This is a genomic window from Mastigocoleus sp. MO_188.B34 (assembly GCF_030065675.1).
GTDB lineage: Bacteria > Cyanobacteriota > Cyanobacteriia > Cyanobacteriales > Nostocaceae > Mastigocoleus.
On the sequence record NZ_JASJDK010000023.1, the window covers coordinates 60116 to 79170 of the forward strand.

A 19055-nucleotide genomic window follows, 5' to 3' on the forward strand; every position below is an offset into this window, starting at 1 on the left:
CAAACGTAAAGGACTAAAATTGTGAATTTGAATTTAAATATGAATTTGAACTTGAATTTGAATGGGAACTTAAAACTTAAAGCTTTTAGGAGTGCGATCTGCAAGCAGATGGCTATGCCTATTGCACTTATAGCTACGCCTATAATTTTATTCAGTCCAGTAGTAACTGAAGCACAAACAAACAACTACGAAACACCCAACGACATCATTGAAAGGGCTTTTTTCAAAAATGACCCTAATTTTTATCAAAATAATTCTCTCAAACGCCAAGTTGACTTTTTGCTAGGACCAGGTTCTCTATTTCGCAATTCCTTCCCAGAGAGTGAAATCGCCCGTGATGCGGAATTAGTAAATGAAGTTTATCAAGATATGCTCCAACAGCAAGTTGGTAGCGATCCCTATATCCGCACCCCCGACCTACCAAATCCATATAACTCTTCTTTATTGTCATCTCCGAAGTTTAGGCGCAGTGAGTTAAAAACAGGTACTGAATTCCGTTTTGAGGAAATACCATCTCCTTAAAATATTTTGCTGCGGCTAACAATTCTTATTTTTGTGATATCAAGTTCAGTTAACTTTTGTAAATCAAATATTTGTTCTGAGTTGGGCAAAAAAGCTGTTTACTTGTAAATAGTATTCAATATTTCAGGATTTAAATTTTTAACACTTGGGAACAATAATGAATTACTTGAGGGTGCTGAACTTGAATCAACGTAAAAGTATTGATTATTGAATTCAAAGAATTACTTGGAAAATGGGAATTGAGTGTTAAGTCTTTTTAAGACTGTAACAAATGTAAAATAAACCTAAAACCTATTATATAAAAACTTGATGATTCCTAAAAATGATTCTCCGAGATTTACCATCTACAGAGGTATTGCCAATTTTTAGTTTCAATTTCAAACTTAAACTTGAAGTTGATATCTCAAAATAAACCTCTCAAGTTTAGGCTGAGGCTTTAAAAGGAGATATTGAGATTTGGAGTTTATCAATCCAGGGTGCAGGAGTTGAACCTGCCTAAGGCGAATTATGAGTTCGCTGCCTCATCCGCTCGGCCAACCCTGGTTTCAGAAAATGATTATAGCGTATATTTGCTATTTTGGAAATCCTAAAATTAGGATAGCAGATTATTTGTCAAGTTGATGTTGCACGAAGTTAATTTTTCAACAAAATTAATACTTGACAAAAATTGCTAAAACTGGGGATAACTTTTTCTTTCGGACAGGGAAGACCGGAGGAATAAGGAATTTTAGAAATCAAATATGATCGATTTATTTGGCTTAAGTCCAGTCTGTTTTACATAAATAATTGAGGAAATAGTGCAAACTATTAGTACTCGACTTTAACTTTTTGACTAGAGAATAATTGAAAACTAGTCAAATAACCACTAAGGAAAGCCGATAGCCTTCCAAGTTCCCGTAAAATTCCGTAAAAATAAACATTTTTCGCATTTGTTTGAAGCAACAACTTCAAAATTTAATCAGCAGATAGAATATTTTAAAGTAGCTTGTCAAAAATGAGAATAAATTCGACTGTACTTCTAACATTAATTTTGTTATCCATGATGTTGGGAGCGGGTTCTGTAAGTGCTTTTTGGGGATTCACTATTGGAAGTTCTGCACTTAAAGGTGTATCACCCCCTGACGGACGTCCAAACAGCAAACTTCCGAGTCCAAAAACCGGATATCCCCAAGATGGTGGGGTAAACTTTTTAAAGGAAGAAGAAATATTAAAAATTGTTAAAGCGAGAGTTCAAGGTAAAGCTAAAACCACTAAGGCTAGAAAATTATTAGATGAGGAAGATATCGAAAACAACAAAGAAGCCGAGACACAAAACACAGAGCAAACTACCCCAGAAAAGCCCCAAAAGGGCTTTCCAATCGCAACAGAAAGTGAAGGCGTTACATTATCCGTACTGTCGAGTCGCTATTCTGGAGGCGACTTAATCTTGAAAGTCAGAATGCAAAACAAAGGGGATGATTCCGTACGATTTCTGTATAGTTTCTTAGACGTTACTGACGATAGAGGCAGAACATTGAGTGCAAGTACCCAAGGCTTACCTTCGGAGTTAACAGCCAACGGACCCACTCATGATGGAACTATTAATATTCCTACCCCTCTGTTAGACAACGTGAAAAAGATTTCCCTTGCTCTTACAGATTATCCAGCACAAAAATTGCGTTTGGAAGTTTCTAATATTCCGGTAGAAAAATAACTAAAGCAATCTAAATTGGGGATAGGGAATTAAGGGGGTATGTGAATGAGTAAGGAAACTAACACTTTTCTCGCAACAATCAATCAAATAAACCTTCATCCCAGACCCAAACACTATTTTCCCCACCGGGGTGTAATTTTTATGCGAGTTCGAGTGCAGTGAGTGCTTCTCCTACCTTTTATTGGACGGATATCGGGCTGAGATTATTATCAGTAATCCTACTGATTGTTATCAACGCTTTTTTTGTGACGGCAGAGTTTTCCATAGTAACAGTAAGGCGATCGCGGATTCATCAGTTAGTTAAAGCTGGTGACATTCAAGCGATCGCTGTTGAAGTCTTACAACGTAGCATTGACAGGTTACTATCTACTACCCAGTTAGGTATTACCTTATCTAGTCTTGCCTTAGGATGGATTGGGGAAGGTACGATTGCGATTTTGATTAATGCATGGCTTCAATCTTTACCTTTACCGCAGATTATGAGTCCTGTAGTGGCTCACTCAATATCAATACCCATTGCATTTTTTTTAATTGCTTATTTACAAATTGTCTTGGGAGAATTATGTCCTAAGTCAGTAGCAATACTTTACTCAGAAAAATTAGCACGATTTTTAGGTCCATTAGTTAGAGCGATTGTTCGGTTTTTTAGTCCGTTTATTTGGATTTTGAACCATTCCACCCGTTGGTTACTACGCTTATTTGGCGTTGAATACACCGGTTTGAGCTGGAGAACACCTGTAACCCCAGAAGAATTACAGCTAATTATCTCTACCGAACGGGAATCGACAGGGTTAGAAGCAAAAGAACGGGAATTACTCAAAAAAGTCTTTGAATTTGGGGAAGTGACTGCTGAAGCCATTATGGTTCCCCGCAGCAGAATTACTACCATACCCAAAAATGCGACAATTCAAACCTGTCTAAAGCAAATGGCTTCTACAGATTATTCTTGCTACCCAGTGATTGGCGAATCTTTAGATGATATTAGGGGCATTATTTACTTTAAAGACTTAACCAAAGCTCTAGCTTCGGAAAATATTGACTTGAATGCGCCAATTCAGTCTTGGATGCGTCAGGTGAGATTTGTTCCAGAACGGACTCCTTTGAACGAACTGTTACCAATGATGCAGCAAGATAAGCCAACAATGGTAATGGTAGTGGATGAATTTGGTGGAACTGTAGGACTAGTAACAATAGAAGATGTAATCGCTCAGATTATTGGCGATACAGAAGATACAGAAGAGAACGACAAATTATTGATACAGATTTTAGACGAACAAACATTTTTAGTTCAAGCTCAAATCAACTTGGAAGACTTGAATGAAGTTTTAGATATCAATTTACCTCTGACCAAGGATTATCAAACCTTGGGTGGCTTTATTCTGTACAATTTGCAAAAAATTCCTTCTTTTGGAGAAGTATTTACCTACTACGATTTGGAATTTACCGTTGTTTCGGTTGTGGGACCGCGTCTCCATCAAATCCAATTACGCCGTTTAAACGGAGCGAAAATCATCCAGAAACAAACATCTGATGCTTAGGGGTGGGGATTGCGACTGGGGATTGGCGATTGGCGACTGGCGACTGGGGATTGGCGATTGGCGACTGGGATTTACCAGTTGTAGTGACCCATTATCCATTACCCATTACCCATTACCCATTACCCATTACCCATTACCCATTACCCATTACCCATTACCAATTACCAATTACCCATTAACCCTGTAAGGTATCGGGTCTTTAAGTCCTAATTCAGCAAAAGCTTCAAGTCTTAGAAGACAAGAGTCGCAAACACCACAGGATATCTCTTCCCCCGCATAGCAAGACCAAGTAAGCTCCCAAGGAACTCCTAATTTATTACCCAACTGGATAATTTCGGTTTTTTTCAAATTAATCAGGGGTGTGACAATCTTAATTGGTTGTCCTTCCCTTCCTTGCTTTGTTCCCAAACGAAATACCTCTTGCATTGCTTGGATATAATCAGGGCGACAATCAGGATATCCTGAATAATCTAAAGCATTCACGCCAATATAGACCCGGTTAGCGTCAATAGTTTCTGCATAGGCTAAAGCAAAACTGAGAAAAATTGTATTACGAGCGGGAACGTAGGTAATCGGAATGTTCTGGGACATTTGCATAATGTCGCGGTCGCGGGGTAATTCCAACGAATTATCTGTCAGTGCTGAACCACCCCATTGTCTCAGGTCAAAATTAACAACTTGATGGTTTAGCACACCTGCTGCTTGTGCAACCAAGCGCGCCGATTCTAATTCCCGACGATGGCGTTGTTGGTAATCAAATGAAATTGCATAACATTCACAACCATCAGAATGGGCTTGATATAAAACCGTAGACGAATCTAATCCGCCAGATAACAAAATTACAGCTTTCATTTAAATTTTTTATCAAGAACTATCCAAAATTAACGCTACGCTTTTGCAGAAAATTTGTAGCGAACCAATTAAATATCAGAATATTTTTGCAACCACTAATTTACGTCATTTAAAGCCATTCAAAATTTTATGCCAAGTGTTATGTCAGGAACTCTTGATGAAAAAACGATCCTAAAAATCAACAAGACTAAGTTAAATAGTTTACAGAATTAATTTTATGTTCAATGGAAATTATTATTTGTTATTTATATTTTTATTTGTGTAATGAAATTTTAGTTAATACTTTTGGGATCGTTATTATTTCAGCAATATCCCATAAAAAAACCATAACAATAATTTTTCTTGACTTATCTCAATTTCAGTTTGTAATCGATCCCTGCACCCCATTAATTTTAGATTTTCAAGGGATTTATTTTGCTGCTGGCATTAAAAATATGAGTAAAAAATTTGAGTCAAAAAAGTACATTCTTTTGTTCTATCGCATACAAGCATTACTTAATGTTCATCAAACAAATAAAACAATATTAAGCGCCGGGAACTCACAGTAAACTTTGAAATTCTTCATAAATAGAACCTCCATGTTACCATCTGGATGGTTTTAGACGGGTCAAAACTGGTGTTTAAGTCTGAACGCCAAAGATTGTAGCGTCTCTAAATTTGGTGGTTGAGGAGATTAATAATAGTGCAAGAGAGCAACTGTGTGTCAGAACAGAATTCCCATACACAGCGCCAACAGCCACGACCGATACGTATCGGCACGATCGGGGTGGGTAACATGGGACAAAATCATGCTCGTGTTATGAGTTTAATGAAAGATGTTGAACTCGTAGGTGTAGCAGATATTGATGTTGAGCGAGGATTGGAAACGGCTAGCAAATATAAGGTACGTTTTTTCGAAGATTACACAGAACTCTTACCTTTAGTTGATGCAGTTTGTATTGCTGTTCCCACACGTTTACACTACGCTGTAGGCATGAACTGTCTTCTATCGGGAGTTCATGTTTTATTAGAAAAACCAATTGCTGCTAGTATCTCTGAAGCGGAATCATTGGTTAATGCTGCTGCGGAATCGCAATGCATATTACAAGTAGGTCATATTGAACGTTTTAACCCTGCATTTCAAGAATTAAGCAAAGTACTCAAAACAGAAAGAATATTAGCCCTTGAAGCTCACCGAATGAGTCCTTATTCTCATCGAGCAAACGATGTATCGGTAGTTCTGGATTTAATGATCCATGACATCGACCTTTTATTAGAAGTGGCTGGCTCCCAAGTCGTTAAACTTACAGCTAGCGGTAATCGTTCTCCGGAAAATCGTTTTCTCGATTATGTTACTGCTACTTTGGGATTTGCAAACGGGATTGTCGCAACATTGACCGCTAGTAAAATAACTCACCGTAAAATCAGACGCATTGTTGCCCATTGCAAAAACTCATTTACCGAAGCTGATTTCTTGCAAAACGAAATTCTGATTCATCGGCATATCAGCGGTAATCGGACAAATGATTCTCGGCAAATGTTATACAAACAAGATGGTGTAATCGAAAAAGTGTACACCAGCAACATTGAACCATTACGAGCTGAATTAGAACACTTTGTTAACTGCGTACGTGGTGGTAATCAACCATCAGTTGGTGGCAAACAAGCACTCAAAGCCCTGCGGCTAGCAAGCTTAATCGAACAAATGGCATTAGAAGATAAAGTTTTGAACCCATTAGATTGGCAATCCGAGACGATCACACAGTCTTTGACACCTACAGTATAAAAGTTTCAAACTATTTCCCGACTGAGTACCAAAGGGAGGAAGCTTTGTCAATTCCTCCTTTTGTTTGTTTAAGCAAATAATTGTTACTAACTAGGGCTGACAAATATGACAATTAACGATAAAAGAATACTATTGATTAGATTGTACGATCTACTATCTGATTTTCTTTAGTATTAGGAATAATACGTATTTTTATTAATATTTGATACAAGTAATTATGACAATTGATGAGTAGATTTGCTAATATACTCATCAATTGTCTAAACAGTAAGGTGATAACTTATTGATAAATTTTAAGCTCCAAGGTCAAATTTATTTTAGAACTTGGGACTTGTGACTAAGAACACTTGTATCATTGCCAGGGTGATTAAATCTACCAAAAAAACAGAAACATAGCCAATAGCGCTGCCAAATAAGAATAGACATTCATAAATTTGTCTAAAAAAATACCATTATCAAGTATGGAATTAGTTGTTTGGTGGCAACATAACAGTAATTCAGGCATCTAGCGGGTTAGACGATGTTCGTAAACTCCGTAATTCTTGTCTTAATTTGTAGCAATATTTAACGCTGCCAATTATTTATGATGCCCGTATTTTGTAAGATGAGCATGATAACTTGTTAGAGCTTTAGTAGAAACTAGGAATTTTCATGACAGACCAACCTTCAGCAGCTACCCCAATGAACGCCGCAGCCATACCCATGAACAGAGTATCGGCTTCCACCCCCATAAACACAAGCACAACAACACCCAAGCCCAACGGCACTGTATTGGCAAAAGGTATCCTGAGTGTAGATTTGGGAAGAACTTCTACCAAAAGTTGTGTAAGCCGGGACCCTGGTAATGTTATATTCGTTTCGGCCAATGTCAAACGAATGACTATGGAGCAGGTCCGAGGCGGAGTATTCGAAGCCCGTGCGACCGACCCACTAATGGATTTATGGTTGGAGTATCAAGGAGATGGATACGCTGTCGGTCAACTAGCCGCTGACTTTGGAGCAAATTTAGGAGTAGGTCAATCCAAAGTTGAAGATGCGTTGATCAAAGTATTAGCATGTGCTGGTTATTTTAAGCTCAAAGACGATATTTCAATTGTTTTGAGTATTCCTTATCATTCCCAAGAGCAGTTTGAAAAAGAAAAATCACAGTTGATATCCCAAGTTAGCGGACCTCATGTGATGAACTTTCGTGGGGAAGAAGTCAAATTGAACGTCAATAAGGTTTGGATCATGCCAGAAGGCTACGGTAGCCTTTTGTGGTGTGAAGCTCAACCCAAGAAAGGAGCAGCTACTCCTGACTTCACCAAAGTTTCCGTCGCAATTGTAGACATCGGGCATCAAACAACCGACTGTTTGATGATAGATAATTTCCGCTTTGCAAGAGGTGCTTCCAAGAGCGAAGACTTCGGAATGAATAAATTTTACGAACTAGTTGCGAAGGAAATAGAAGGAGCTGACAGTCAGTCTCTATCTTTAATCGCAGCAGTGAATAAGCCTAAAGGTGAACGTTTATATCGTCCTAGAGGTGCTAGTAAACCTACAAACCTAGATGACTTTCTACCGAACTTGAGAGAAATGTTTTCTCGTGAAATTTGTAGCCGTGTGTTAGCATGGCTGCCAGAACGTGTTACAGATGTAATTTTAACTGGTGGCGGCGGCGAGTTCTTTTGGGAAGACGTACAGCGTCTACTCAAAGAAGCACAAATTAATGCCCACTTAGCTGCACCCTCCAGACAAGCAAATGCTTTAGGACAATTTATTTATGGAGAGGCTCAATTCTCTTCCTCCCGCTCTTCTAGGGCTTAACGCTAATGTTCCAATGGTCAAAAAAAGTAGTTAAATCAGTTACTTTCAACCCTGGTGTTGCTGATGAGAGTTTGTTAGACCTTGTAGAAAGGTATCTGGAAGAAGATCCAGAAAAGACATTCAGCGACCTTTGTAAAGAAGCTTTGTGGCAAGCTTTATGCGTCCCCGATTCTGTCAAGCCTGGTTCTAAAGTCGCAGAAAATGCTCCCGTTGGGAGCATAGAACAGCAGGTGGCTGAATTGAGACGTCAAATGGCGGATCTTGAGGAGCGTTTCTTTGCGAAAGAATCCAATCGATTGGATATGATGGAGCGCCACATGATGCAACTCAGCCAACAAATCGCACAGTTAGCAGTATCAGCTCATCAGGGCGGTACCATTCCAACTCCAAACGAATCAAAAGTGGTAGCTGAAGCAGCCAAACCTGCTCCTCCTACCCCCAAAAATCCTCCTCAAGAGGATGACCCTGTCATTAGCCGCATAAGCCAGTTCGTGGAAGACTTTTAAAGGCAAAATTCTAGGGTGTGAAATTTTGTACTGCTGTCAAACATCTGATGTGGGGCTTAGTCACAATGCCAATTTTGTTATTCGAGATGTTTTTTCTCCAAACAACTGGCATAGATGTTTGACAGTTGTACTTTTTTACTTATCTGTTTGCCAATATTGACAAAACCAACATTGACAGAATCAAGTTTAAATCGCACTAGATTTTTATATTGTACGTATTATCACTGCACTGATTATAGCATTTTTATTGAGCAGTCGAGAGAAAATACGGATGTTTTTTAGCAATAGTTTATATTCAATAGTAAGAATGGGTAATTGATATTTGGTAATTAGAAAATTTATTTTGATTTTTACCGTTAAAGAAAACCTTTATTTTTATTTTGATCTGAGCTATCTGATTTTTCGCTGCTAGTGGTTAATTACTTATCAATTACTGGTGATTGTTAACTGTTAACTGTTCGTTGATAAAGGTGTTAAAATCCATCCCAAGAGAAATTGCATATATAGTAGGATTACTCAATGCCAGTTGCAGTTAAATCAATCAAGTTTGGTACGGACGGATGGCGAGGAGTGATTGGCGATGAGTTTACTTTTGAGCGTGTAGCTTGGGTCGCGCCTATCGCTGCTAAAGTTTTATTTGATACATATGGTAAAAATGTCGGTAACCGAAAAATTATTGTCGGTTATGACAGACGATTTATGGCAGAAAATTTTGCTCGTAAAGTCGCTGATGTTGTTAAGGCTGCAGGTTTTGATATTGTATTTAGCGAAACTTTTGCACCTACACCGGCTTTTAGCTGGGCGGCTAAACAACAAAATGCTTTGGGAGCATTAGTCATCACAGCTTCTCACAATCCTGGGGAATATTTGGGATTGAAAGTTAAAAGTGCTTTTGGTGGTTCTGTACCTCCAGAAGTTACTAAGAAAATAGAAGCATTATTGTCCGAAGGGGTAGAACCTGCTAGCACAGCAGGAACAGAAGAAACATTTAACCCTTGGGAAAGTTATTGTCAGGGATTAGAAACGAAAGTAAATATTGAAAAAATTCGCTCTGCGATTAAAGAAGGTAAGCTAACCGTATTTGGGGATGTCATGCACGGTGCTGCTGCTGGTGGTCTGGGTATGCTGTTAGGTGACGGAGTTAGAGAAATTAACAGCAATCGCGATCCATTGTTTGAAGGCGGTGCGCCAGAACCTTTACCGAAATATCTTTCTCAATTGTTTAAGGTAATACATTCCCATCGAGAAGAAAATTCTGCAAATTTAACTGTAGGATTAGTTTTTGATGGGGACAGCGATCGCATTGCTGCTGTGGATGGCAAAGGGAATTTTCTCAGTTCCCAAATCTTGATTCCGATATTAATCGATCATTTAACAGTCAGACGTAATTTTGGTGGGGAAATCGTCAAAACTGTGAGTGGTTCGGATTTGATTCCAAAGGTTGCAGAACTTCATAAATTATCAGTTTATGAAACACCTGTAGGTTACAAATATATTGCCGACCGGATGCTAGATTCTACAGTATTACTTGGTGGTGAAGAATCTGGTGGTATTGGTTATGGAAGCCATATTCCTGAAAGAGATGCTTTGCTTTCGTCATTGTATGTTTTGGAAGCAATGGTTGAGTCAGGTAAAGATTTGAGCGACTATTACCGCTACCTACAACAACAAGTAGGATTTTCCTCCGCATACGATCGCATCGATTTACCACTTGCAAATATGGAAGTGCGATCGCGTTTGCTCAAACAATTAGAAACCCAACCCTTAACGGAAATCTTGGGTAAGAAAGTAGTTGATTGCAAAACCATTGATGGTTATAAATTCCGACTGGAAGATAATAGCTGGTTAATGATTCGTTTTAGCGGAACAGAACCAGTTTTACGACTCTACTGCGAAGCTGCAGATCTGGAAACTGTCCACAAAACATTAGCTTGGGCAAAAAGTTGGGCGGAGTAATTTAATTTAGTGTTTTAATTCTTAACTGTAAGTCTAAATATAGCGCTATGCAATAAAGTTATGACTTGCAAGCTTTTTGACTTGCAAGCTTTTTACTTATGGGTAGCGCTATATTTCCTGTAATTCCGATATATATAGAGACGCGATATGTCGCGTCTCTACAAGAATTTTATTAAAACAAATTATTTGTTTATAATTATTTCCCAATCCCTAATCTCTAATCCCTAATCCCCAATCGCTAACCGATGAAACTTGTTGTAGCTACCGGTAACCCAGGAAAATTAAAGGAAATACAAGCTTATCTTGCCGATTCCAAATGGGAATTAGCCCTAAAACCACCAGAAATTGAAATAGAAGAGACAGGCGATACATTTGCTGCTAATGCTTGTTTAAAAGCATCCCAAGTAGCGATCGCAACAAAAAATTGGGCGATCGCCGATGACTCTGGTTTACAAGTCGATGCTTTAGATGGTGCACCAGGTATATATTCTGCCCGCTATGGTAGAACAGATACTGATCGCATCGCTCGGCTATTAAAAGAACTAGCAAACCAAGATAATCGACAAGCCCAATTTGTTTGCGCGATCGCAATTGCCCGTCCTGATGGTACGATTGCCCTGGAAACTGAAGGTTTGTGTCCGGGTGAAATTCTCCACGAACCTCGCGGTTGTGGTGGATTTGGTTACGATCCGGTATTTTTCGTTTCCGAACATCAATTAACCTACGCTGAGATGACACCAGAGTTGAAGCGCTCAATTAGTCACAGAGGCAAGGCTTTTACTGCTTTGATGAATCAATTACCAGTCATCAGTTAACAGTTATCAATTAACTAATAATTGATAACTGATAACTATTTACTGTTTCCTATTCCCTTCTTTAAACAGCTTCAGTGTTCTTTTCCCCAGTACGAATTCGTACGACTTGCTCTACTGGGGAGATGAAAATCTTACCGTCGCCAATTTCACCGGTACGGGCTGCAGAAATAATTTTATCCACAACAAGATCTACCAAATCATCTTCAATTACCAGTTCAATTTTTAATTTTTGTAAAAACTCCACAGTATATTCGGAACCACGATAGCGTTCGGTTTGCCCTTTTTGTCGTCCGAAACCACGCACCTCAGAAACTGTCATCCCGACTACACCTGCATTCACTAAGGCAATTTTGACCTCATCAAGCTTGAATGGGCGAATGATAGCTTCTACTTTTTTCATTGTTTATCTCCTTACTTCCACAGTTTTATTTATTTTTTATTGAATTAGCGTTAAATTAGCTCACACTACTTTGATTAATGCTGAGCAAGCTGTTCGAGATTAACAGTTAAAATCAAAATTGACATTTCAAACTAAAATTTATAAATCAAATCAAAATTTACAAGTCAAACTCGATATGTACTATTTGCAGCATTAATTTACAGTAGATGCTAATTCTACCAATTTGAGGTTATTCAATAAATATTGCGATTGCGAAGGTTTACCCCAGTTATTTATCCCAATTAACTTATTGTTGTAACATGTATCTCCTATAACCTAAAACTCCAGCAAATAACCGTATATGTTTTGGTGACTTAGGTGCATCAATCGCTAAACATTAAATTTAATTAACGTTTTAATAGGGGTCTGACAATAAAATAGCCCGCACCAAAAGCCGTAAGTACGATTGAGATAATAGCTAAAGCCAAAAACCAGCCATTCACCTCTGAAGATTGGGGTTGACGTTGACGATAGTAGCGTACCTCTTGTTCTTCTACTAATACTTGTTCGGGTACTGAATCAGAAATTTTGATTTGTGGTGGGACAACAGGGGGACGAGGACGAGCAACCTTCTTTTTATGAGGAGTTCTCACCACTCGTCGAGGATTTTCACTTCGCTGTTCGACTTTTTTACGGGAAGGTTGTTCGACTCGTTCGTGGGAAGGTGGATTATATTCTATGTGAGGTTTTTGATATTCTCGGCTTTGTTGTTGAGAATCAATAAAATTTTGTAATCGCAAAACTGTGCTGATAGCTTTGCTAACTTCTTGACGAAGTTCTTGATTCTCTCGAGTTAATTCTTGATTTTGATCGTTTAACCGATCTATTGTTGCCTGCGCAGCCTGTAACTCAACTGCTAATTCCCGATACACAGACAAGGGTACGGAAGGTGATTGATGATGGGCGTTTGCTGTTGGGATATTTCCCGGAATGGGATTGGAGATACTTCTCATGTGCAAACTGTAATAAAAAAGAGTTAAATTTGACAAAAAGTAGACAATAACAGCCGAATTCGCCTTAAAATGCCGAAAAAGCAGGCACTATGCCCTAGAATAGTAGAAAAATCCTTAGCAAGCAAAGTTTTAAGTTTACAATTATCAATGAATTTATATTCTTTTAAAGGATTATTTAAAATCAGTATAAATTCAGTTAATTATTTGTAGCTTTTTATATTTTTGATTCCCTTGCTCAGTAACTCTGTAAATCAAGATAAAAAGATACATAGTTGGAATTAAAGAGGAAAAATTTATCCAGGGTATAGCTTTTTTGTCGTAAACTTAGTGTAACTTTTTGGTTTCAAAGACCTCCAATAAATAAATATAATACTTCACCTTTAAATATTTCAGCCTTTAAGATAAATAGTTACGTTCTTCGTAGACTCGTCAAAAATACAACAATCTGTTAGCAGGGTTAATGCTGTGAGATAGTTTGTTTTTTAGCATTCCCTGATTTCTCCGATAGAAGTAATGGACCAAAAAGTAAATAATCTTGTGCTGAGAAGTTAAAGGTTGCAAGACTTGAAAAAAGTGACAATTGACCTTATTAATTACATTATTTCAGCAAAGGGAAAAAATGCCCTACAGGTCCTTGACCTGCACCAATATTTAGAGCGTATTTCAAAGCCGCAGTTACATACTCTTTTCCTTGTTTGACAGCAGTTAGTAAATCCTTCCCAGATGCAAGATTAGCTGTGATCGCAGCTGAGAGGGTACAACCAGTACCATGGGTGTTATCGGTATCTATCATGATGGTTTGTAATATTTCTAAATTTTGTCCGTCAAAGAAAACATCAATTCCCCTAGCCTCACCTTTTATACCACCACCTTTGACTAGTACAGCTTTTGCTCCTATTTTTTCGCAAATAATTTGAGCTACTAAACGCATATCATCTACAGAGTTAACTTCCAAGCCACTTAAAATTTTTGCCTCGTAGCGATTTGGAGTAACAATGATAGCCTGGGGAATTAAAGCATTGCGCAAAGTATTAACAGCATCATCATCAATTAATTGCACTCCAGCCCGTGATACCATTACTGGATCAACAACTAAATTATGAATTTGTAATTCTTTTAATTGTTGGGAAACAGCAGCAATGATTTTTTGATTGAGTAACATACCGGTTTTTGCTGCTCCTACGCCAATATCTTCTGCAACTGACTGTATTTGAGCAATTACGCCTGCGGTTGACATTGCATCTACCCGTTGCACTCCCAAAGTGTTTTGAGCGGTAACGCAGGTAATAGCACTTGTTCCGTGGACACAATGGAAAGCAAAAGTGCGCAAGTCGGCTTGAATCCCTGCACCACCACCACTATCAGAGCCCGCAATAGTCAAAACAGTAGGTACAGAAGATGATTTTACAACACTCATAATTTGAACAACTTATAAATTGAGAAGTAGAAATTGAGAAGTAGAAATTGAGAATCAGGAACAGGAACAAAGGAATAACAAGGTGTTAGTAGTGACTAATCACTCGGCTCCGATTGTAATTTTTCCTGTAAAAATTTACCCCATTCTGCTGCTAAAGATATTTCTGTAAATGGGATACGCACTGACTTTTCTGTTTTGTTAAACTCGAATTCTAATTCAATTTTTTTCCCTTTACTTGGTAGACTCCCAACATCTACTAATTTTTCGTCTACTAAGATATTTAACTTCTCTACATTGTCTAGAGAAAATGTTTCTAATTGTATTGGACCTTTAGTTGTAGGTTTACCCCAAGTGATTTTGTTATCTTTTTGACCTAAAACTGAATATATATCGTATTTTGCCTGCTCAAACTGTTCAGCCCAACTGCGATAGGTTTCTATTTTCTGAAATTCTTTCCAACCTTCCCAAGCTAACCAGAAGAAAGCTATCAGTAGAGGAAACCATAAAAGTCCGCGTTCCATATTTAATATCCGACTCTATTTGTCAATCAAAAGATTTTGTTGTTTTTGTTTGAATTATTGTTTGATATTGTCTTGATCGCAATTTACTTGAAAAGAATTGCTCAAAATATCATTACTTCAGGTGACTTATGTAACCATTTTATAAAATCAAAGCACTAGGAGTGAGTATAGGTTTAGGTATGAGTTAAGGTAGTCAGTAAACTAGCAAAACAATTATGGGTTTAAAATGAGAAAGTTTATCTTATTTTGCTTGTTTTTAGTTGGACTGGGATTTGCTCTGTTCAATTTTTTAAATTTTCAAGGATTAGCAACCCAAGGCGAATATAATTCTATCCTGCTGGATTTTCGTGAAGATATTTCTCAGGAGACATTGAAGCAGAATTTAAATGCGATCGCGCAACAATTCGATGTTACTCCAAGGTTAGATAATAAATTCTCTCAGAAGGATAACGTTTATATTGTTAAGGGTAACCCCCAACTACTCAAGCAACTACGTAAATCAGAATTTGCTAAAGCCACAGAATTTATTGAGCCAAATTATATATACGAAATTCCTCCCCTTGGCGAAACAGCTCGTTTAGGAGAAGTTCTCCAATCGGAAGGAGCAGCTGAAAGGAAAACTGTTTTTAGTTTCCCCAATGACCCAATGTACGACAAGCAATGGAATTTTCACAATATTAATGTGGAAGGGGCTTGGCAAGAAACTAAAGGTGACGGGGTCACGGTTGCTGTAATCGATACCGGCGTGACTCAGGTACGAGATTTGAACGAAACAAAATTTGTTCAAGGATACAATTTTGTTAACGATACAACGAACGCTAGAGATGATAACGGACACGGTACTCATGTTGCCGGTACTATTGCTCAAGCAACTCATAACAGCTATGGTGTCTCCGGAATTGCCTATGAATCTCAGATAATGCCTTTGAAGGTATTAGATGAATCTGGAGCTGGAACCGTTGCTGATATTGCCGAAGCGATTAAGTTTGCCGCTGACAATGGTGCAGATGTAATTAATATGAGCTTAGGTGGCGGTGGCGAAAATCAATTGATGAAAGAAGCAATTGAATATGCCCACAGAAAAGGTGTAGTTATCGTTGCTGCTGCTGGTAATTCTAGTGATAATGGTGCGGAATATCCAGCACGCTATCCTCACGCGATCGGTGTTTCGGCATTTGGTCCAGATGGTGAAAAAGCTCCCTACTCTAACTACGGTGCTGGAGTGGAAATTTCTGCCCCTGGCGGTAGCGATGCAGGAAAAATCCTCCAAGAAACCATAGATCCCGATAATAAGGGTACGAACACATTCATGGGTTTACAAGGCACCAGCATGGCTGCACCCCATGTATCTGCTGTTGCTGCATTAATTAAAGCCAAAGGTATTAACGATCCAAATGAAGTTTTGAGCGTGCTCGAACAATCTGCTCGTAAAGTTCAAGATGATGGCTTAAATTACTATGGAGCCGGAAAATTGAATGCAGAAGCAGCAGTTAAGTTAGCGGCTCAAGGACAAATCAGTTTCCAAGATTTCTTCCGTTGGTTGCGGGATAACGGTTATATCAACCCCCGTTTCTGGATTGATGGCGGCGTGGTAGCTTTATTACCAAAAATTTTGATGGTTGTAGGTTCTTATCTACTGGCTTGGTTTTTAAGAGTTTACTTTCCCTTTACCTGGAGTTGGACTTTATCTAGCGGTTTAATTGCCGGTAGCTCTGGTTTATTCTTCCTAAAAGGGATTTATATTTTCGACCTTCCCCAATGGCCATTCCGGCTTCTAGGTAGTTCGATCCCAGAATTGGGTAATACTCTTCAAGGAACAGATCCTTTAAATCCATTTTTTGCAAGCATACTGGTTCCTGTAGTTTTAATGGCATTACTTCTAGGAAATGCCCATTGGAAGTGGTTCGCAATTGGTACGTCTTTAGGCATAGCTTCTTGTTTAGCTGTTAGCTCCATATTCGACCCGGCTGTTTGGGGATTTGGAAACGGTATCGCAGCTCGTGGATTTTTAATTGTTAATGCCATACTTTGCTTTGGTCTGGCACGTTTAGCAGCAAATAATCGAGAACAAGCCACAACATAAGCGTTTTAAACCTAAAATACCCTGTCCTCTTATGGTCTTTCTATATTTTCCCCATGGGATCCATAGTTGTTCAAAGGGTACACATTATTTCCTCTCCGAGAAAATTTCCCCCAATGTTTAATCTCAAGGGAATTGAGGAGGGGATTTACATTGAGGTTAATTAACAGCAACTAAGAGAGCCTCATAATTCAAAGAGTTTGATTTGGGAACTCTATCAAATTTTGTATGACAACCTTGAAAGGCACTAATTGAGAAAAAATATGAATATTACTGTGAAAGGTACTATAGAACGTCGAGATATTGGTATGGGTGCTTGGGCTTTAGTTACTGAAGAAGGTACGACCTATCAAATTATGAGGGGTGCAGACAAAAAATTACTCCAGTCGGGACAAAAAGCAGAAGTTAATGGCAAGGTTCGTGAAGATATTATGACTAATGCTGCAATTGGTCCTGTGCTGGAGGTGAATTCTTTTAATCTTATTTAATCTTATTATCTTATTAGTTTTGAGTCGCTTCTATACCATCAAGAAGGGCTTGTAAGCGACTTCTAAATTCTCCTTTGGCATGACCTCCTTTAACTTCTCCAAAAATCTTTAATTCATCCTCTAGATGGTCACAAATTACATATGTAGGCCAACCCATTTGTGACTTATCAGGATACAATCCCAACAAAATATGACGATACTTCCTGTATGTCGCTGTATCTTGCATCTTGACGTCGATAAATTCCAAATTTAATTCAGAAGCTACTTTTTTGTCATAAAACGACATTTTATGACAAATACCACAGTCTTCACTAGAAAATTTAATCACAGATAAAGCCATTGTTTTTACTTTTTATAACTAAATTATTTAGTCTATGCGAATAAAATATTATCACACATTTCCATATTAATATTTTCTTTATATTGAACATAATTTGATAAATATAATAAGAATAAAATTTAAATATTTTTATTAAAAAAACATATTTTCCCCTTTGTTTATTTTTGTTTTTATCAATCTTAATCAACCAAAAAATAATTTTTTTTTGATAATCATAGAAATAGCATGACAATAATTATTAATTTGATTCTTTACATCTTATTACCTAGCTAATTATAAAAATTATCAATTAATGGAAAAGTAATCGATAGTTAAATATTTTATGGAATATTATCGAAGCTATTTTTGTTACTTGATAATTAATTGCAATTGATAAGTAAATAATAAGGCTATAATCTGTGATTGGCTATTCTAATGCAATTTCATAATAGGACAATATTATGTATGCAGAGAAAATTTGATTAAAAGACAAAATGTAATCAATTACATTTCATCTTCAAGTATCTCTATTTACTCCATAGGAGATGTATGGATACAGTTCTTGATAACTTAAGCCATATTTTTATTTTTAAAATAATTTGCCATTTAAATCATAAAGATTTTCTGAAATAAAACATCATATTTTAGTTTTTTTAACTACTTAAAGAGTGGAAATTAATACACCTTAATAACCCCTCTCTTAAGAAACAACAGTCTTAAAGGCTTTAATAATAGATTTTTTGGATTAAAAAATATAAAATATCAATCAATTAACGTATTTTTTCATACTTTTGGTATTTTTTTTTTAAATCATCAGATAATTAAAAAAAAAGTTTGTAATGGTTTAAACTATTGTTAGTTTAATGCTAGTGTAATTTACAAGCACTAAAAAATTGTATATCTCAAAAATTATTATGGAGATTTAGCCTATAACATCAAATAGTATTAGGTTATACCTAAATTATTTTGACACATTTATATGATGCTTCTTAAGCTAAAACTATAATTGCTTTCTTTTAAACTAAAGCTTAAAAGTGATAAACAAAATAATAGAAAGCCCTAGCAGGTGGCAGCCAACTAGGGAGTTGATTATCAGGGTGCATCTACCACTACTTTATTCTCAATTTAGTTGATAAAATCCGGGTAGTTTTAGTAAAATTCAGAGATGTTCAATATCAGCCAAAAAAAATCCCCAAGCCAGTTTGAGCCAGCGAGGGGAGTGGATTATCAGGGTGCATCTACCAATACTTTGTTCTCAATCTAATCAATAAAATCCGGGTAATTTGAATAGAAAACATTATTGGATAAATACTTATAAAAAAATCCCCAAGCCAGTTTGAGCCAGCGAGGGGAGTGGATTATCAGGGTGCATCTACCAATACTTT

At 37.4% G+C, this 19055-nt stretch carries 17 protein-coding genes and 1 tRNA gene; 11 read left to right on the top strand and 7 right to left on the bottom strand.

Annotated features, from left to right (window positions below):
• Nucleotides 1–114 precede the first annotated feature (114 nt).
• A complete protein-coding gene (locus QNJ50_RS08645) occupies nucleotides 115–522 on the top strand; it encodes a hypothetical protein (protein ID WP_300634174.1) in 408 nt (135 codons plus the stop codon).
• Between the two features lie 470 nt (nucleotides 523–992).
• Here the strand turns inward: QNJ50_RS08645 and QNJ50_RS08650 are convergent.
• A tRNA-Ile gene (locus QNJ50_RS08650) sits at nucleotides 993–1065 on the bottom strand.
• A 451-nt stretch (nucleotides 1066–1516) separates the two neighbouring features.
• Between QNJ50_RS08650 and QNJ50_RS08655 the strand changes: the two genes are divergently transcribed.
• The 3 genes from QNJ50_RS08655 (at nucleotide 1517) to QNJ50_RS08665 (ending at nucleotide 3932) form a co-directional block, all read left to right on the top strand.
• A complete protein-coding gene (locus QNJ50_RS08655) occupies nucleotides 1517–2215 on the top strand; it encodes a hypothetical protein (RefSeq protein ID WP_300634128.1) in 699 nt (232 codons plus the stop codon).
• Nucleotides 2216–2373: 158 nt separating this feature from the next.
• Nucleotides 2374–3753, top strand: a complete 1380-nt coding sequence (locus tag QNJ50_RS08660; RefSeq protein ID WP_300634131.1) for a hemolysin family protein — start codon at nucleotides 2374–2376, stop codon at nucleotides 3751–3753.
• Nucleotides 3754–3755: 2 nt separating this feature from the next.
• Complete coding sequence (locus QNJ50_RS08665) at nucleotides 3756–3932, top strand: alpha/beta hydrolase (RefSeq protein WP_300634134.1); 177 nt, start codon at nucleotides 3756–3758, stop codon at nucleotides 3930–3932.
• Here QNJ50_RS08665 and queC read toward each other — a convergent pair.
• Nucleotides 3922–4605: a 7-cyano-7-deazaguanine synthase QueC gene (queC, locus tag QNJ50_RS08670; RefSeq protein WP_300634137.1), complete on the bottom strand. Its 684-nt coding sequence runs from the start codon at nucleotides 4603–4605 to the stop codon at nucleotides 3922–3924. The genes QNJ50_RS08665 and queC overlap by 11 nt on opposite strands.
• Before the next feature lie 676 nt (nucleotides 4606–5281).
• On the opposite strand from queC, the gene QNJ50_RS08675 reads away from it, so the two are divergent.
• The 5 genes from QNJ50_RS08675 to rdgB all read left to right on the top strand — a co-directional run bounded on the left by QNJ50_RS08675 (nucleotide 5282) and on the right by rdgB (nucleotide 11453).
• The gene (locus QNJ50_RS08675; RefSeq protein ID WP_300634177.1) at nucleotides 5282–6370 is read left to right on the top strand and encodes a Gfo/Idh/MocA family oxidoreductase; all 1089 of its coding nucleotides are present in this window, start codon (nucleotides 5282–5284) and stop codon (nucleotides 6368–6370) included.
• Between the two features lie 651 nt (nucleotides 6371–7021).
• Entirely contained in the window at nucleotides 7022–8176 is a 1155-nt protein-coding gene (locus QNJ50_RS08680) for a ParM/StbA family protein (RefSeq protein WP_300634139.1), read from the top strand.
• A gap of 5 nt (nucleotides 8177–8181) precedes the next feature.
• Nucleotides 8182–8682 (top strand): plasmid segregation centromere-binding protein ParR, encoded by a 501-nt coding sequence (locus QNJ50_RS08685; RefSeq protein WP_300634142.1) that lies wholly within the window; start codon nucleotides 8182–8184, stop codon nucleotides 8680–8682.
• Nucleotides 8683–9201: 519 nt separating this feature from the next.
• Nucleotides 9202–10638 (top strand): phosphoglucomutase/phosphomannomutase family protein, encoded by a 1437-nt coding sequence (locus tag QNJ50_RS08690; RefSeq protein ID WP_300634144.1) that lies wholly within the window; start codon nucleotides 9202–9204, stop codon nucleotides 10636–10638.
• Between the two features lie 245 nt (nucleotides 10639–10883).
• Nucleotides 10884–11453: an RdgB/HAM1 family non-canonical purine NTP pyrophosphatase gene (gene rdgB, locus QNJ50_RS08695; protein WP_300634146.1), complete on the top strand. Its 570-nt coding sequence runs from the start codon at nucleotides 10884–10886 to the stop codon at nucleotides 11451–11453.
• Nucleotides 11454–11514: 61 nt separating this feature from the next.
• Here the strand turns inward: rdgB and QNJ50_RS08700 are convergent, their stop codons facing one another.
• The 4 genes from QNJ50_RS08700 to QNJ50_RS08715 all read right to left on the bottom strand — a co-directional run bounded on the left by QNJ50_RS08700 (nucleotide 11515) and on the right by QNJ50_RS08715 (nucleotide 14783).
• Nucleotides 11515–11853: a P-II family nitrogen regulator gene (locus QNJ50_RS08700; protein WP_027840904.1), complete on the bottom strand. Its 339-nt coding sequence runs from the start codon at nucleotides 11851–11853 to the stop codon at nucleotides 11515–11517.
• A 386-nt stretch (nucleotides 11854–12239) separates the two neighbouring features.
• Nucleotides 12240–12845 carry a hypothetical protein gene (locus QNJ50_RS08705; protein WP_300634151.1) on the bottom strand — a complete coding sequence of 202 codons (606 nt, stop codon included), beginning with the start codon at nucleotides 12843–12845 and terminating at the stop codon, nucleotides 12240–12242.
• Nucleotides 12846–13443: 598 nt separating this feature from the next.
• Nucleotides 13444–14262, bottom strand: coding sequence for a bifunctional hydroxymethylpyrimidine kinase/phosphomethylpyrimidine kinase (gene thiD, locus QNJ50_RS08710; protein ID WP_300634154.1), 819 nt, complete (start codon nucleotides 14260–14262; stop codon nucleotides 13444–13446).
• A gap of 95 nt (nucleotides 14263–14357) precedes the next feature.
• Complete coding sequence (locus QNJ50_RS08715; protein ID WP_300634157.1) at nucleotides 14358–14783, bottom strand: hypothetical protein; 426 nt, start codon at nucleotides 14781–14783, stop codon at nucleotides 14358–14360.
• 226 nt (nucleotides 14784–15009) lie between these two features.
• Between QNJ50_RS08715 and QNJ50_RS08720 the strand changes: the two genes are divergently transcribed.
• The gene (locus tag QNJ50_RS08720) at nucleotides 15010–16866 is read left to right on the top strand and encodes a DUF5942 domain-containing protein (protein WP_300634160.1); all 1857 of its coding nucleotides are present in this window, start codon (nucleotides 15010–15012) and stop codon (nucleotides 16864–16866) included.
• A 260-nt stretch (nucleotides 16867–17126) separates the two neighbouring features.
• Nucleotides 17127–17351, top strand: a complete 225-nt coding sequence (locus tag QNJ50_RS08725; protein ID WP_300634163.1) for a hypothetical protein — start codon at nucleotides 17127–17129, stop codon at nucleotides 17349–17351.
• Between the two features lie 13 nt (nucleotides 17352–17364).
• On the opposite strand, the gene QNJ50_RS08730 is transcribed toward QNJ50_RS08725, so the two are convergent.
• Nucleotides 17365–17691 (bottom strand): thioredoxin family protein, encoded by a 327-nt coding sequence (locus tag QNJ50_RS08730; RefSeq protein ID WP_300634165.1) that lies wholly within the window; start codon nucleotides 17689–17691, stop codon nucleotides 17365–17367.
• Nucleotides 17692–19055: the final 1364 nt, after the last annotated feature.

Bases quoted from the DNA above. Each gene is read 5' to 3' on its own strand.
- QNJ50_RS08705 (WP_300634151.1), bottom strand. From the start codon at position 12,845: ATGAGAAGTATCTCCAATCCCATTCCGGGAAATATCCCAACAGCAAAC.
- thiD (WP_300634154.1), bottom strand. From the start codon at position 14,262: ATGAGTGTTGTAAAATCATCTTCTGTACCTACTGTTTTGACTATTGCG.
- QNJ50_RS08720 (WP_300634160.1), top strand. From the start codon at position 15,010: ATGAGAAAGTTTATCTTATTTTGCTTGTTTTTAGTTGGACTGGGATTT.
- QNJ50_RS08725 (WP_300634163.1), top strand. From the start codon at position 17,127: ATGAATATTACTGTGAAAGGTACTATAGAACGTCGAGATATTGGTATG.
- QNJ50_RS08685 (WP_300634142.1), top strand. From the start codon at position 8,182: ATGTTCCAATGGTCAAAAAAAGTAGTTAAATCAGTTACTTTCAACCCT.
- queC (WP_300634137.1), bottom strand. From the start codon at position 4,605: ATGAAAGCTGTAATTTTGTTATCTGGCGGATTAGATTCGTCTACGGTT.
- QNJ50_RS08715 (WP_300634157.1), bottom strand. From the start codon at position 14,783: ATGGAACGCGGACTTTTATGGTTTCCTCTACTGATAGCTTTCTTCTGG.
- QNJ50_RS08680 (WP_300634139.1), top strand. From the start codon at position 7,022: ATGACAGACCAACCTTCAGCAGCTACCCCAATGAACGCCGCAGCCATA.
- rdgB (WP_300634146.1), top strand. From the start codon at position 10,884: ATGAAACTTGTTGTAGCTACCGGTAACCCAGGAAAATTAAAGGAAATA.
- QNJ50_RS08690 (WP_300634144.1), top strand. From the start codon at position 9,202: ATGCCAGTTGCAGTTAAATCAATCAAGTTTGGTACGGACGGATGGCGA.
- QNJ50_RS08700 (WP_027840904.1), bottom strand. From the start codon at position 11,853: ATGAAAAAAGTAGAAGCTATCATTCGCCCATTCAAGCTTGATGAGGTC.
- QNJ50_RS08730 (WP_300634165.1), bottom strand. From the start codon at position 17,691: ATGGCTTTATCTGTGATTAAATTTTCTAGTGAAGACTGTGGTATTTGT.
- QNJ50_RS08655 (WP_300634128.1), top strand. From the start codon at position 1,517: ATGAGAATAAATTCGACTGTACTTCTAACATTAATTTTGTTATCCATG.
- QNJ50_RS08645 (WP_300634174.1), top strand. From the start codon at position 115: ATGCCTATTGCACTTATAGCTACGCCTATAATTTTATTCAGTCCAGTA.